Origin of the sequence: Pseudomonas poae, from assembly GCA_028869255.1 — a bacterium.
Lineage (GTDB): Bacteria > Pseudomonadota > Gammaproteobacteria > Pseudomonadales > Pseudomonadaceae > Aquipseudomonas > Aquipseudomonas poae_C.
Genome location: CP110972.1, coordinates 2,086,934 through 2,100,783 on the forward strand (window position 1 = coordinate 2,086,934; position 13,850 = coordinate 2,100,783).

Sequence of the window (13,850 nt, forward strand, 5' to 3'; positions counted from 1 at the left end):
CCATGGACTACGTGACGCAGATCATCGACCCGCCGCCCTCGCGCACGCGCCTGCTGCTGGACGGCGTGCGCGCTTTGCGCAAACCCGCGCTTGAGGGTGAACCCCTCCTGCCCAGAGAGCGCCTGGTGCGCTCGGCGGTGGAGCTGGATGCCAGCGCAATCGCCGCCTATGGCCGCGCCTGTGGTTTCAGGCACGAGCAGGGTGTGCCGCTGACCTATCCGCAGGTGCTGGCGTTCGCGCTGCACCTGATGCTGCTGACCCGGCCGAGCTTCCCGTACCCGGCGAGCGGCATGGTGCACCTGGCCAATCGGATCCGGCAGCACCAGCGCCTGCACGAAGGCCAGGCATTGCGCCTGGAGGTGTTCTGCGAGCGCTGGGTCGCGCATCCCAAGGGCCAGGCGCTGAGTATCGCCACGCGTGCCTACAGTGCCGGCGTGCGGGTGTGGGAAAGCGACAGCCTGTACCTGCGCCGTGACGTGAAAAAACCGGTGGGCGAGCCGTGGGGTGACGCGTTGCCGTTACAGGAAGAGGGCCTGCTGCGCACCCAGCGCTGGGTGCTGCCCGCTGATCTGGGCCGGCGGTTTGCCAAGGTCTCGGGGGATTTCAACCCGATTCATACCTCGCTGATCGGCGCGAAAATCTTCGGTTTTCGCCGCGCCATCGCCCATGGCATGTGGACCCTCGGTCGCGCACTGGCGGCCCAGCAACCTCCTGGCGGGCTGGAGCGGGCGCAAGCGCATTGCGACTTCAAGCTGCCGATCTTCCTGCCCGGCCAGGTCGCCCTGTGGAGCCACCCCGTGACCGGCCCGCGCCGTGAGTTCGAAGTGCGCAACCTGGCCGGCGACAAACCCCATATGCGCGGGCTATTCATCTGGAACGAGAGCCTTAAATGAGTGACTACAGCTTCAATCCAGCCCCGACGCGCCGCGTGGCAATTATCGGCGGCAACCGCATTCCGTTTGCCCGTTCCAACACGGTGTATGCCCACGACAGCAACCAGGACTTGCTGGTGGCCGCCTTGCAGGGCCTGGTCGACCGCTACGACCTGCACGGCCAGCGCCTGGGCGAGTTTGCCGCAGGGGCGGTGATCAAGCATTCGCGGGATTTCAACCTGGCGCGTGAGTCGCTGCTGTCCACCACGCTGTCGCCGGACACGCCGGCCTACGACGTGCAGCAAGCCTGCGGCACCGGCCTGGAAGCGGCCTTGCTGGTCGCCAATAAAATCGCCCTCGGGCAGATCGAGGTGGGCATTGCCGGCGGCGCCGACACCACCTCCGATGCCCCGATCGGCATCAACGAATCCCTGCGCCACACCTTGCTCGCGGCCAACCGCGCCAAGGGCCTGGGCGACAAGCTCAAGGCGCTGCTGAACGTGCGCCCGTCGATGTTCTTCAAACCGCTGCTGCCGCGTAATGGTGAGCCGCGCACCGGTTTGTCCATGGGCGAGCATTGCGAAGCAATGGCCCAGCGCTGGCAGATCAAGCGCCTGGCCCAGGATGAACTGACCCTCACCAGCCATCAGCGCCTGGATGCGGCCTATAAACGCGGGTTCTTTGATGACCTGATCAGCCCCCATCGTGGCCTGGCCCGGGACAACAACCTGCGCGCCGACGCCAGCCTGGAAAAACTCGCCGGCCTGGCCCCGGCCTATGACCGCCAGAACGGCACCCTCACGGCGGGTAATTCCACGCCGCTCACCGACGGCGCCTCGGTGGTGTTACTGGCCAGCGAGGCCTGGGCGGCAGCCAATGGCTGGCCGGTGCTGGCCTACCTGCGTACCGGCGAGACGGCGGCAGTGAACTTTGTCGACGGCACCGAAGGCTTGCTGATGGCCCCGGCCTATGCCGTGCCGCGCATGCTCAAACGCGAAGGGCTGAGCTTTGCCGATTTTGATTTCTTCGAGATCCACGAAGCGTTTGCCGCCCAGGTGTTGTGCACCCTCAAAGCCTGGGAAGACCCGGACTACTGCCGCGAACGGCTAGGCCTGGAAGCGCCGCTGGGCGCCATCGACCGCGCCAAAATGAACGTCAACGGTGGCTCGCTCGGCTGCGGCCATCCGTTTGCTGCCACGGGTGGCCGGCAATTGGCGGCGCTGGCCAAAATCATCAATGAAAACGGCGGTGGGCGCGGCCTGATCTCGATTTGTGCGGCAGGCGGGCTGGGCATTACCGCCATCGTCGAAAAGTAGCGCTGTCAAAAACAACAACAAGGAGACTGCCATGAACGCTGTAAGCCAGGAACACACCGAACGGATCTGGTTGAACGCTTACCTGCCCGGCGTCCCGGCAGACATCGAGGCCGGTATCGAGGACTACCCATCGTTGCGCGAGGTATTCCTGGAGCACCTGGAGCAGTTTCGCGAACGGGTCGCGTACGTCAGCATCGGCACCGAAATGACCTACGCCGACTGGCAGGTGCAAGGCGTCGCGTTTGCGGCCTGGCTGCAGGGCCAGGGTGTACAGCCGGGCGACCGCGTGGCGCTGATGATGCCCAACTGCTTGCAGTACCCGATCTGCCTGCTGGGCACCATCCTGGCCGGGGCGGTGGTGGTTAACGTCAACCCGTTGTACACCGCGCATGAGCTCAAGCATTTGCTCAAGGACAGCGGTGCGGAAACCGTGGTGATCTTCGAAAACTTCGCGCATACCCTGGAGAAAGTCATCGGTGGCAGCAGCGTCAAGCGCGTGGTGGTGGCGGCCATCGGCGACCTGCTCGGCACCTTCAAGGGCGCGGCGATGAACTTTATCCTGCGCAGCGTGCAAAAACAGGTGCCCCGGTTCAATTTGCGCGGGTCGCTGCGTTTCAATCAGACCCTTAAGCAGGGCCGGGGGCTGAACCACTTGCCGGTGCAGATGCACCTCGACGACCTGGCCTTTTTGCAATACACCGGCGGCACCACGGGAGATGCCAAGGGCGTGATGCTCAGCCACCGCAATATCATCGCCAACCTGCTGCAAGCCAAGGCGTGGGTCGGCGACCAACTGGACCAGCACAAGCAGGAAACCAACGTCACCTTGCTGCCGCTGTACCACATCTTTTCGCTGACGGTGAACTGCCTGATGTTCATGTGCCTGGGCGGGCGCAACATCCTGATCGCCAACCCACGGGATGTGAAACGCGTGCAGATGATCCTGCGCAAGGAGCGTTTCAACGGCATCGCCGGGGTCAACACGCTGTTCAACGGTTTGCTGGAGAATAAGGCGTTCTGTGCGCGGGACTTTTCCGACCTGCGCATGGTGATCGCCGGTGGCATGGCCACGCACACGGCGGTGGCCAAGCGCTGGAAGGAAGTGACCGGGCTGCCGATTATCGAAGGCTACGGCCTCACCGAGTGTTCGCCGGTGGTGAGCATCAGCCCGATCAACATTGCGCGCATGCGCGAGATGGAGTTTACCGGCAGCATTGGCGTGCCCTTGCCGTCGACCTGGGTGCGGTTTGTTCGCGAGGACGGCGAGCTGGCGGATATCGGCGAGCCGGGCGAGTTGCAGGTGCGCGGCCCGCAGGTGATGCAAGGCTACTGGAAACGCCCGCAAGCCACCGCTGAGGTGCTGGATGCCGAAGGGTGGCTGTCGACCGGGGATATCGGGGTGATGGACGCGCGCGGCTATATCCGCCTGGTGGACCGCAAGAAGGACATGATTCTGGTCTCCGGTTTCAACGTGTACCCCAATGAAATCGAAGACGTGGTGGCGTTGCACCCGGGTGTCGGCGAAGTGGCGGCGATTGGTGTGGAGGATGGCGTGACCGGCGAGAAGGTCAAGATCATCGTGGTGCGCAAGGACCCGGACCTGACCCAGGAGCAGATTCTGGCGCACTGCCGCGAGTACCTGACCGGCTACAAAATGCCCAAGTATGTGGAGTTTCGAACCACCGAGCTGCCCAAGACCACGGTCGGTAAAGTGCTGCGAAGAGCTTTGCGTTAAGCCATCACCCCTAACACTGTGGGAGCCGGGCTTGCCCGCGATGGCGGTATTTCAGCCGATGAATTCAGCGACTGATACACCGTCATCGCGGGCAAGCCCGGCTCCACAGGAGACCGTGCAGGGTTTCAGACTGCGTTCACCGTGACCCAGCGCTCCTCGGCAGCCGCCACCCGAATCGCCGTCGCCAACCGTTCCACCGCCCACGCTGCTTCAAAATCAGTGCCATCCGCGCCCTGGCCGGCCACGGCCATGATCAACTCCTGCACCTCCAGCGTCTTCAGTTCGTTGTACCCCAACTGATGCCCCGCAGCCGGGCTGAAGGCGGCGTAGCCGGGCAGGGCGGGGCCGGCCAACAAACGCTGGAAGCCGTCCTGGCCGACTCGGCACAGGCGCAGTTCGTTCAGGCGTTCCTGGTCGAATGCCAGCGTGCCTTGAGTGCCGCTGATCTCGAAACTCAGGTGGTTCTTGTAGCCGTGCTTGAGCCAGCTGCTGCTCACCGTGCCGCGTGCGCCGTTGGCAAAACGCAGCAGGGCGTGCACCTGGTCATCCACTGCGATGGCTTTCAGTTCGGCGCTGCCTTTTACGGCAGGGCGTCGCGCATGCACGGTCTGGGTATCGGCGCACACACTGACCACCTCGCCCACCAGGTAGTGCGCCATCGACAGCAAGTGGCTGCCCAGGTCCGCCAGCGCGCCACCGGCATGCGCCACTTCACAGCGCCACGACCAGGGCGAGGTCGGGTCGGCCATGAAGTCTTCACTGAACTCGCCCTGGAAACTGATGATGTCGCCAAGCTCGCCATTGGCAATCATCTGCCGCGCCAGGCTGATCATCGGGTTGTGCTGGTAGTTGTAGCCGACCCGCGTCACCACGCCGGCCGTGCTGGCAGCTCGGCGCATGGCGTCGGCCTGTTCCAGGCTGACCGCCAGGGGTTTTTCGCAGTACACCGCCTTGCCCGCGGCAATCGCGGCCATGGCCATGGGGTAGTGCAGATGGTTGGGTGTGGTAATGGCCACCACCTCCACCGTGGGGTCGTTGATCAGCGCCTGCCAGTCGCCGTGCGCCTGGGCAAAGCCCCAGGCCTTGGCGCAGTGTTGCGCCCGTTCGGTGTCGGCATCGGCCAGGGCGGCCAGCTTGAGGGTGACCGGGAGTTCAAATACCGCCCGGGCATTGTTGAACGCCAGCGCATGGGCGCGGCCCATGAAGCCTGTGCCGATCAAGCCGATTCCGAGTTCACGCATAGCCGTGGTCCTTTGGATTATTGTTTTCAGGAAGGCTATTAATGGAATAAAAATTCCTTAATTTCAATAGATGGAATAAAAATTCATTAATTAGTCTGGCTGATGCAGACATATTCAGGGTAGGACCTGAAGCCGCCAGTTAACAAAAGATAACGTAGCGCCGATTGTCAGACGATTCGAAACCCCGATAGGATGGCCCCTGCTTCCTCAGGCGCTCTAGATTGCAGGTTTCAGAGGCCAGGAAGGCAAGACGACCTAACAATAATAAATCGGGAGAAAGGTCTATGAGTGAGCCTGTCATGGGTTGGGTTGTTTGCCGCCCACGCGCCGCACGCAGGGTTGCGATGCTGGCCGCAGCGCTCTCGCTGTTTGGACTGGGGGTAACGGCAGCCGCGTTGTCCACCTCCGTCCAGGCCGCCGGCGATACCAGCTTTGCGATTGAATCCCCCAAGGCCGCCAAGGGCCTGATGATCGACGTGGTGCATGCAGGCAAACGCCTGGTGGCGGTCGGTGATCGCGGGCACATCCTCTATTCCGATGACCAGGGCAGCACCTGGGCCCAGGCCAAAGTGCCGACCCGGCAACTGCTCACGGCGGTGTATTTCGTCGACGACAAACAGGGCTGGGCGGTCGGCCATGATGCGCAGATCCTCGCCAGTTCCGACGGCGGCGCCACCTGGGCCCAGCAATATCAGGACCTCAAGCGCGAAGCCCCATTGCTCGACGTGTGGTTCAACGACGCCAACCACGGCCTGGCCGTGGGCGCCTACGGTGCGCTGATCGAAACCACCGACGGCGGTAAAACCTGGGACGACGTCAGCGACCGCCTCGACAACGAAGACCAGTTCCACCTCAACGCCATCGCCCACATCAAGGACGCCGGCCTGTTTATCGTGGGCGAGCAGGGCAGCATGTTCCGCTCCAGCGACGACGGCCAGACCTGGGAAAAACTCGAAGGCCCCTACGAGGGTTCGTTGTTCGGGGTGATCAGCACCGCACAGCCGCAAACCCTGTTGGCTTACGGCCTGCGCGGCAACCTGTATCGCTCCACGGATTTCGGCAGCACCTGGGAGCAGGTCGAATTGAACGCGGCGCGTGGGGCGCTGGAGTTTGGTCTGTCGGGCGCGACCTTGCTCGATGACGGCGCCATCGTCGTGGTCGGCAACGGCGGCAGCGTGGTGGTCAGCCATGACGATGGGGTGACCTTCAGCGTGTTCAATCGCCCGGATCGCATTTCGCTTTCGTCGGTGACGGCGGCAGGCAATGGCAACTTGATTCTGGCCGGGCAGGGTGGTGTGCGTATCGCCACGGCCACCGGCGCCGAACCGACAAAACAATAAGAAGGCGGGGAAAGAATGAGCAGTCATCACAACGATAAAGCGACCTTTCTTGAGCGCCTGATCTTCAACAACCGCCCGGCAGTGATCGTGATCTGCCTGCTGGTGAGCATTTTCCTGTTCTGGCAGGCGACGTTGATTCGCCCGTCCACCAGCTTTGAAAAGATGATCCCCCTTACGCACCCCTTCATCGAAAAGATGATGGAACACCGCAACGACCTGGCGAACCTGGGCAACACGGTGCGCATCTCGGTGGAGGCCAAGGACGGTGACATCTTCACCAAGGAGTACATGGAGACCCTGCGCCAGATCAACGACGAGGTGTTCTACATCTCCGGCGTCGACCGCTCGGGCCTCAAGTCGCTGTGGAGCCCCAGCGTACGCTGGACCGAAGTGACCGAAGAAGGCTTCGCCGGTGGTGAAGTGATCCCGCAGAGCTACAACGGCTCGGCGCAAAGCCTCGACCAGCTGCGCAATAACGTACTCAAGTCCGGCCAGGTCGGGCGCCTGGTGGCCAACGACTTCAAGTCGAGCATCGTCGATATCCCGCTGCTGGAGTCCTACCCGGATCCGCAGGACCAGGGCAAGTTGCTGGCCCTGGACTACCGCAAGTTCTCCCATGAACTCGAAGACAAGATCCGCGACAAGTTCGAGGCGCAGAACCCCAACGTCAAGATCCATATCGTCGGGTTTGCCAAGAAGGTCGGCGACCTGATCGACGGCCTGGTGATGGTGGTGCTGTTCTTCGGCGTCGCGTTCGTCATCACCTTGATTCTGCTGCTGTGGTTCACCAACTGCCTGCGCAGCACCATCGCAGTATTGAGCACCACGCTGGTGGCGGTGGTCTGGCAACTCGGTTTGATGCACTTCTTCGGCTTCGGCCTCGATCCGTATTCGATGCTGGTGCCGTTCCTGATTTTCGCCATCGGTATTTCCCATGGCGTGCAGAAAATTAACGGGATCGCCCTGCAATCGAGTGAGGCGGACAACGCGCTTACGGCCGCACGCCGCACCTTCCGACAACTGTTCCTGCCCGGGATGATCGCGATCCTCGCGGATGCGGTGGGCTTTATCACGCTGCTGATCATCGACATCGGCGTGATCCGTGAACTGGCGATCGGCGCCTCCATCGGTGTGGCGGTGATCGTGTTCACCAACCTGATCCTGCTGCCGGTGGCGATTTCCTATGCCGGCATCAGCCAGCGCGCCATTGCCCGGAGCAAGAAGGATGCGCACCGCGACCACCCGTTCTGGCGCCTGCTGTCGAAATTTGCCAGCGCCAAAGTCGCGCCGGTTTCGATCCTGCTGGCGCTGGTCGCCTTCGGCGGCGGCCTTTGGTATAGCCAGAACCTGAAGATCGGCGACCTCGACCAGGGCGCGCCGGAACTGCGCCCGGACTCGCGCTACAACAAAGACAACAACTTCATCATCAGCAACTACTCCACCAGCTCCGATGTGCTGGTGGTGATGGTCAAGACCAAGGCTGAAGGGTGTTCGCGCTATGAAGCCATGGCGCCCATCGATCAGTTGATGTGGAAGATGCAGAACACCGAGGGCGTGCAGTCGGCGATTTCGCTGGTGACCGTGTCCAAGCAGATGATCAAGGGCATGAACGAGGGCAACCTGAAATGGGAAACCCTGTCGCGCAACCCCGACGTACTGAACAACTCCATCGCCCGCGCCGATGGCCTGTACAACAACAATTGCTCGCTGGCGCCGGTGCTGGTGTTCCTCAACGACCACAAGGCCGAAACCCTCGACCGTGCGGTGCATGCGGTGCAGGACTTCGCCAAGGAAAACAACAAGGACGGCCTGGAATTCATTCTCGCTGCCGGTAACGCCGGGATCGAAGCGGCCACCAACGAGGTGATCAAGGAGTCGGAACTGACCATCCTGATTCTGGTGTACCTGTGCGTGGCCACCATGTGCATGATCACCTTCCGTTCCTGGGCGGCGACCCTGTGCATCGTGCTGCCGCTGGTGCTGACCTCGGTGCTGGGCAACGCGTTGATGGCGTTCATGGGCATCGGCGTCAAGGTCGCGACCTTGCCGGTGGTGGCGCTGGGCGTGGGGATCGGCGTGGACTACGGTATCTATATCTACAGTCGCCTGGAAAGCTTCCTGCGCGCCGGGTTGCCACTGCAAGAGGCGTACTACCAGACGCTCAAGTCCACCGGTAAAGCCGTGCTCTTCACCGGCCTGTGCCTGGCGATCGGCGTGTGCACCTGGATTTTCTCGGCGATCAAGTTCCAGGCCGACATGGGCTTGATGCTGACCTTTATGCTGTTGTGGAACATGTTCGGCGCGCTGTGGCTGTTGCCGGCGTTGGCACGCTTCCTGATCAAACCAGAGAAGCTCGCGGGGCAGAAGGGCAACTCGCTGTTTGCCCATTAGGCTGGGAAAAGCCGGGCGTTGCGCCCGGCTTTTCGGTCAATGCCCTCAAGAGTGGGTAATGGCTAAAAATAGCTGGTCTTGAGGCGCGGTGATCAACACGTAGATGATTTTGCCCAACGGCTCGGCAGCCGCTTGTACATGCACCTTGAGCAAATCCTTTTGAGTGTATTTGCGTTGCTCGGGCAACTTCAAATGAGCGCGGGTGCAAAGCGCACCCGCGTCGGCGCTGGCGTAGTGAAAGTGCGCGTACCACAACACTTTCGGCGGTTTTGCAGCTTTGTCATAAACCGCGTACTCGGTAAAGAAATCGCCGCTGAGGGTTGGCCGCTGAGGGTCGGCTCGACTGGTCAGGTTGATATCGATTTGCTGATGGTCCCACAGGTATTGCAGGCCCTCCATGCTCGGTAATTGGCGCTTGTAGGCGTCGCCGCAGACTTGCTCGGCCCAGCGGGAAATGTCTCGTGCGTGCGCGCGATAGTCCTCGATCAGTTTGGCTGCCGTCTGTGAGCCTGGGCGGTGTTGCTGCAACGCATCCGCGATGGCTGCGAGTTCGTCGGCATGGTTGGTGAGCAGCGCACTCCAGTCGGCAGGGTTTACGTCTTCGCGGGTGAGTGGGCTGTCGAGCTTCAACAGTTGGCTGCGAACCCAGTGCTCGATGTCGGAGCGTTGCTGGACCAGACGGTTCCCTTGATCCCTGAGTGTCGGCAGCGACTCTTCCAGCAGTGGGGCAGGCCGTGTCTGCCGAGCGTCGGCGGGGTCGCTCCAACCGTCTTCATTCGCTTCATAGGAGGCGATGGTGTCGCCATTGGCGGCGTCCGTAATGATGATGTGGTCGTGGGCGTTCTCCCCTTCAGCCGGCTGTAAGTCACCAATCAGGAACTCCTTTTTGCGGGTCTTGAATACGCGTTTTGTGGCTTTCTTGGCCTTCAGTGGTATTGGCCTTGGCAGTTTTACTTCGAGTTTTTCCTGCTTACGCACGACGTCTTCCAATTCGCTTTCTGCCATGGCTCGTGCTTCGTGCAAACGCTGCAGAAGCTGGTCGGAATAGGGCGGCTTCATGCTGTCGGAGTGAATATCCACAAGTGCGCTGATCGCCCCCTCATAGCGGCGATATTTGCTGATAAGTGTCTGGTATACCTCGCGTTGTTCCGTGAGGGAGTAGCCATCATTGCTACGAACCTCGATGTGGGTGCTCATTACTTTGTACAGGTCGGTTCTGTCCAGGTGTCCGAGGGCCTGGTCTTCCTGGGGCGACTGAGGTTCGATGCCCATATCAACACCGAGTATCAACAGGATTCTGGTGGCTTTGAGCTTTACGTTCGCGGCAAAGAACTTCGGCGGATCGATAGTGGCCAGCAGTGTGTCCCGCAGCGCCCGCCCGGCTTTGGAATAATTATTGAGCTGCTCAAGCACGGACGCCATGTCACTCGCAAAGGTCGTCTCCTCGTCCCAGGAATTGAACAGCTCCAGCGTATTGGCTTGGTATTCTGAGCTGGCGATGCTGTCAACCAGGGCCCCATCGGTTGGGTACACGCGCTTGATCAGGTCCTGCATGCGTTCGCCGTCACTGCTGAAGGAAAGGTCTCCAGTTCTGCTGCTTAGCATTTCGCGCATGAGATTCAGATCCTGCCAGATCAGTCGCAGGTGTTGTTCCCTGCCTGGCGTCTCCACTCCCGCGTTAGCCAAGTCTTTTAGCACTGTGCTGATATTCTGAATTAACTCGGTTGTCCTGGGCAGGCTATCTCGAAAGGTGTCCAGGAAACCCTTGAATTGAATGGATGCATTTTGTCGTCGAAGTTTTGCCTGCGCGTGCCACTTTGTTAGAAACGGCCGGTTGGTTTCGGTGGCGTTTTGGAGCAGCTTCCATGATTCGTGAAGTTTTTTGTATTCCGTCTCCATCGTCTTGCTGGCGTCCCTCAACCGCCCGTTCAATTGCTCGTGCGGTTGCGAGAACGCCGAGAACTCTGTCGTTAGCTCGCCGAGCCTGTTGGTAAGTCTGTCCCTCGTTTCTTGAAGTCTTTGCCTTGCAGCCTGTATGCGTTTCGGGCCACCCCCTAGCATTTTTGGCCCTCGGTCAAGGATCCAGCGGCCTCGGCCAAGTGACTGGAGCTTTATCCCTGGCTGCTCCCGCCTATTCGGGTCGATGATGAACACCTCGCCGAAACCAGGGACGATGTTCGCCGCAAACAACAGACCGCCGACGCTGGCGTACCACCGCGTACCTATTCTGTAGAGGCCTTCGTACAGACCGATGCTGATTGGCTCCGGCAATGGGACAGGCCAGGGCACGCTGATCGCCCGCAGTTTTTCAAGGGCGACGCCCGCAGCCGAATCACCGCTGAAGGATCGATCAAAGTCGAGTGGGGTCTTACCGTCCCCCGGCGGCTCTGATGCAACGCCCACGGCGCCACGCCTGATGGTCGGTGCATGGGTGAGGGGCGAGGAGGCTTTACGGCGCAGCGGTTCAAGTGCCAGCACGCGAGTGGTATCCGAGCTGGCGGCAGGCGCAATGTCGGTGTGTTGGCCCATGTGCAGCAGCAACATGCCAATATTCATTAACACGTCGACCCAGGCCAGCTCTCGAGCGATTGGGTCAGCGCTCTCCAAGGCCGGAATATCCTTTTTGAGGCTCATGGCCAGTTGCAGCATCCAGCCCACTATTGCGATGGGGCCCCGTGCCACAGTCAACACCGTATTGAACCCAATTTCCAGACCCTCCAGAATCAGCGCCCACCGGCTTTCGGTATTGGAGGTCGAGTCGGCTTCTGCCTGGTTCAGCAGCGTGCATACCTCGCTGCCATACAGGAATTGCATGAGCTTGCCGCTCTGCAAAAACTGCAGAAGTTCGTCAGCACTGCTGTCATCGACGCTCGCCAGCGTTGCCGGTTTGGGGACGGGGGGCAACATGTCGAACTCCGAGCCGATGCCGATCCGTACATAGTGCGGCTCCAGGAAGCCGCCATTGCTGTAGATCCCCCGAGCGCCGTCTGATAACCATGCCAGGACGCTCTCCTGTAGCGCTCCTGGCGTGGCAATCATTGCCAGTAACGCATCGCGGGTTTCGAACTGAATCAGTTGGGCCTGGTAGGAGGGGCGATAGAGCAGGTGCGGTCCCCTCTTGGTGTTGCGCGTCTCGATGATAAACATATTTTGTACAACATCAGCCGTGGCCCCGGGTTTGCGCTGAAAGGCCAGTGGGCGCATGACAATTTCATCGTCCTGCACCCAGCGTTGTGTCCGGACAGGGTTGAATACGGCTTTGATTAACTGCAGGCCACGAGCCGTAAAACCGTGCAAACCACGGATCCTGTACTCAGTTGCCTGGGTGGACAGCAACACGGGCTGTAACTGGGCGAACAGCTGCTGGCGCCGTTGCGCCTCCGGGCTCTCGCCCATCAAATGCGTGCGGATGTAGTCGGGGTAGGTTTTACCGATATCCACTGCCTGCACAATGTCCAACAGGTACTCCGGGGTCAGCCACGCTTCAAGGACCTCGCCGTTGCTGTGGCTTACCGTCATCGTCCCTTTGGGCTTGCCCGAGAGGTTTTTCAGGGCCAGGTCGATAAGGCCCATATTGACGGATTCCACGAAGCCGCCACGCAGGTCGCCATAGGGCACCTTGAAGTTCACCTGCAGCTTGTCTGCGTCATAGGGTGAGGGCAGCGCCCCGTCAGCGCACATCTGCGAAAGTTCGGAACCTTGCGGCGCGTGCGCCTTCATGTAACCCAGGCACAATTGTTTATTCAGTGCTTTTTTCGCGAAGTCCTTGATGCTGTCCAGTCCGTTCAAGTAGCTGTCGCCGTTGGCCAGCTTCTTGGCGCTGGCCTCTTCCAGCAGGCACTGGCGATAGGCAAAACGGTCGGCAGGGGAGGCGTCCTTGAGCCAGTCCGGCAGGCCAGCTGCGATCACGCTCATGGCGCGGATAGGGGAAAGGGCGGCGTCAAACAACGGGGCTGGGTCGGTAATGTCGGCAAAGCGTTGTTCCAGTTGTGCCACGCTGCACCGCGCGGGCAGTGTGGTCTGGGCCAGATCCTCCAGTTGCTGGTTAAGTGCCAGCGCCGCCTGATTGTCAAAAATCGAGCCGTCAGGTTCGTACTGACGCCAGGTAATGGCATCGGCCAGGTAGTGCTGTTGCAGGCGCTCGCCCCAGGCCTTGCCGAAATCATCGAGGCTGGCATAGGGTTCGATTTCTCCCGAAAACCGGCACAGCCAGACCCGATTGGCAGCCGTTACCAGGATGTCGCACGCTTGCACGCTGACGGAATGACCCGCCCACGTCACCGTGCTTTCCAGGGTGTACGCGCGAACACCCTTGTCGGGCCACGGCAGGGCGAGGCGGGACTGGCGATCCGGGCAGTTTGTGAGAGCGGTGAGCCCGCGCAACTGCGCTTCATCAGTGTGCGAGTGGCGAATCGCAGTCTCCCGCAGATTGCTTTGCAGCAACCCCGACAACCACGACCAGTGGCTAATGGCAGGCGCGTCGGGCTGCCCCCAGAACTGCGCGAGTGCATCTTGAAAATCGATATACACCAACCATTGCAGCTCCCGTATGACCGCCTCGACAACGTTCAGGTCGTAGGGTTTGGCGACCGTTAGGGTATAGGTCAATCGTGTACCCGTGGCGTCACTTAAATAGCCGTCGAGATTATTTCGAGTCGATAGGTCAGGGTAGGTGCCATCGGCCAGGTACTGCAGCGCTACCTCCAGCAGTGGATAGAGCCCACGCCCACCGCTGTCGCGTGGAATGGCGAGGCGTAGTTGATCGACTGGAAGGGTCAGCGGCGGGTATTTTTCCAGCAAGCTGCTGCGAAGGCGTTGAGCAACCACCGAGCGCAGTGTCGGGCGCTCAGCGAACTGCGCGCGGACGGCCGATTGTGCCGCGTTGCTAACGTGTGGAACGAGTGTGTGCGACATGAATGCATGCCTCGGTATCGGGTGGGAGTGATACGCACGTT

Annotated in this window: 7 protein-coding genes; 5 read left to right on the plus strand and 2 right to left on the minus strand. The window is 60.9% G+C overall.

All coding sequences use genetic code 11. The features are described from left to right. The first annotated feature begins 2 nt into the window (after nucleotides 1-2). Genes LRS56_09690 through LRS56_09700 form a run of 3 tightly spaced genes read left to right on the plus strand, consistent with a single transcriptional unit; the run spans nucleotide 3 to nucleotide 3,923 of the window. On the plus strand, nucleotides 3-893 hold the full coding sequence (locus tag LRS56_09690) for a MaoC/PaaZ C-terminal domain-containing protein (protein WDU64707.1): 891 nt from the start codon (nucleotides 3-5) through the stop codon (nucleotides 891-893). Next, nucleotides 890-2,188, plus strand: coding sequence for an acetyl-CoA C-acetyltransferase (locus LRS56_09695; GenBank protein ID WDU64708.1), 1,299 nt, complete (start codon nucleotides 890-892; stop codon nucleotides 2,186-2,188). Before LRS56_09690 ends, LRS56_09695 begins: the two co-directional genes overlap by 4 nt. A gap of 31 nt (nucleotides 2,189-2,219) precedes the next feature. Further along, on the plus strand, nucleotides 2,220-3,923 hold the full coding sequence (locus LRS56_09700) for an AMP-binding protein (protein WDU64709.1): 1,704 nt from the start codon (nucleotides 2,220-2,222) through the stop codon (nucleotides 3,921-3,923). A 125-nt stretch (nucleotides 3,924-4,048) separates the two neighbouring features. On the opposite strand, the gene LRS56_09705 is transcribed toward LRS56_09700, so the two are convergent. Continuing rightward, complete coding sequence (locus LRS56_09705; GenBank protein WDU64710.1) at nucleotides 4,049-5,164, minus strand: Gfo/Idh/MocA family oxidoreductase; 1,116 nt, start codon at nucleotides 5,162-5,164, stop codon at nucleotides 4,049-4,051. Between the two features lie 299 nt (nucleotides 5,165-5,463). On the opposite strand from LRS56_09705, the gene LRS56_09710 reads away from it, so the two are divergent. Both LRS56_09710 and LRS56_09715 read left to right on the plus strand, forming a co-directional pair. Beyond that, nucleotides 5,464-6,504, plus strand: coding sequence for a YCF48-related protein (locus LRS56_09710; protein WDU65716.1), 1,041 nt, complete (start codon nucleotides 5,464-5,466; stop codon nucleotides 6,502-6,504). A gap of 15 nt (nucleotides 6,505-6,519) precedes the next feature. Further along, entirely contained in the window at nucleotides 6,520-8,895 is a 2,376-nt protein-coding gene (locus tag LRS56_09715) for an RND family transporter (GenBank protein ID WDU64711.1), read from the plus strand. A 45-nt stretch (nucleotides 8,896-8,940) separates the two neighbouring features. Here LRS56_09715 and LRS56_09720 read toward each other — a convergent pair whose 3' ends face one another. Further along, entirely contained in the window at nucleotides 8,941-13,809 is a 4,869-nt protein-coding gene (locus LRS56_09720) for a hypothetical protein (GenBank protein ID WDU64712.1), read from the minus strand. Nucleotides 13,810-13,850 lie beyond the last annotated feature (41 nt).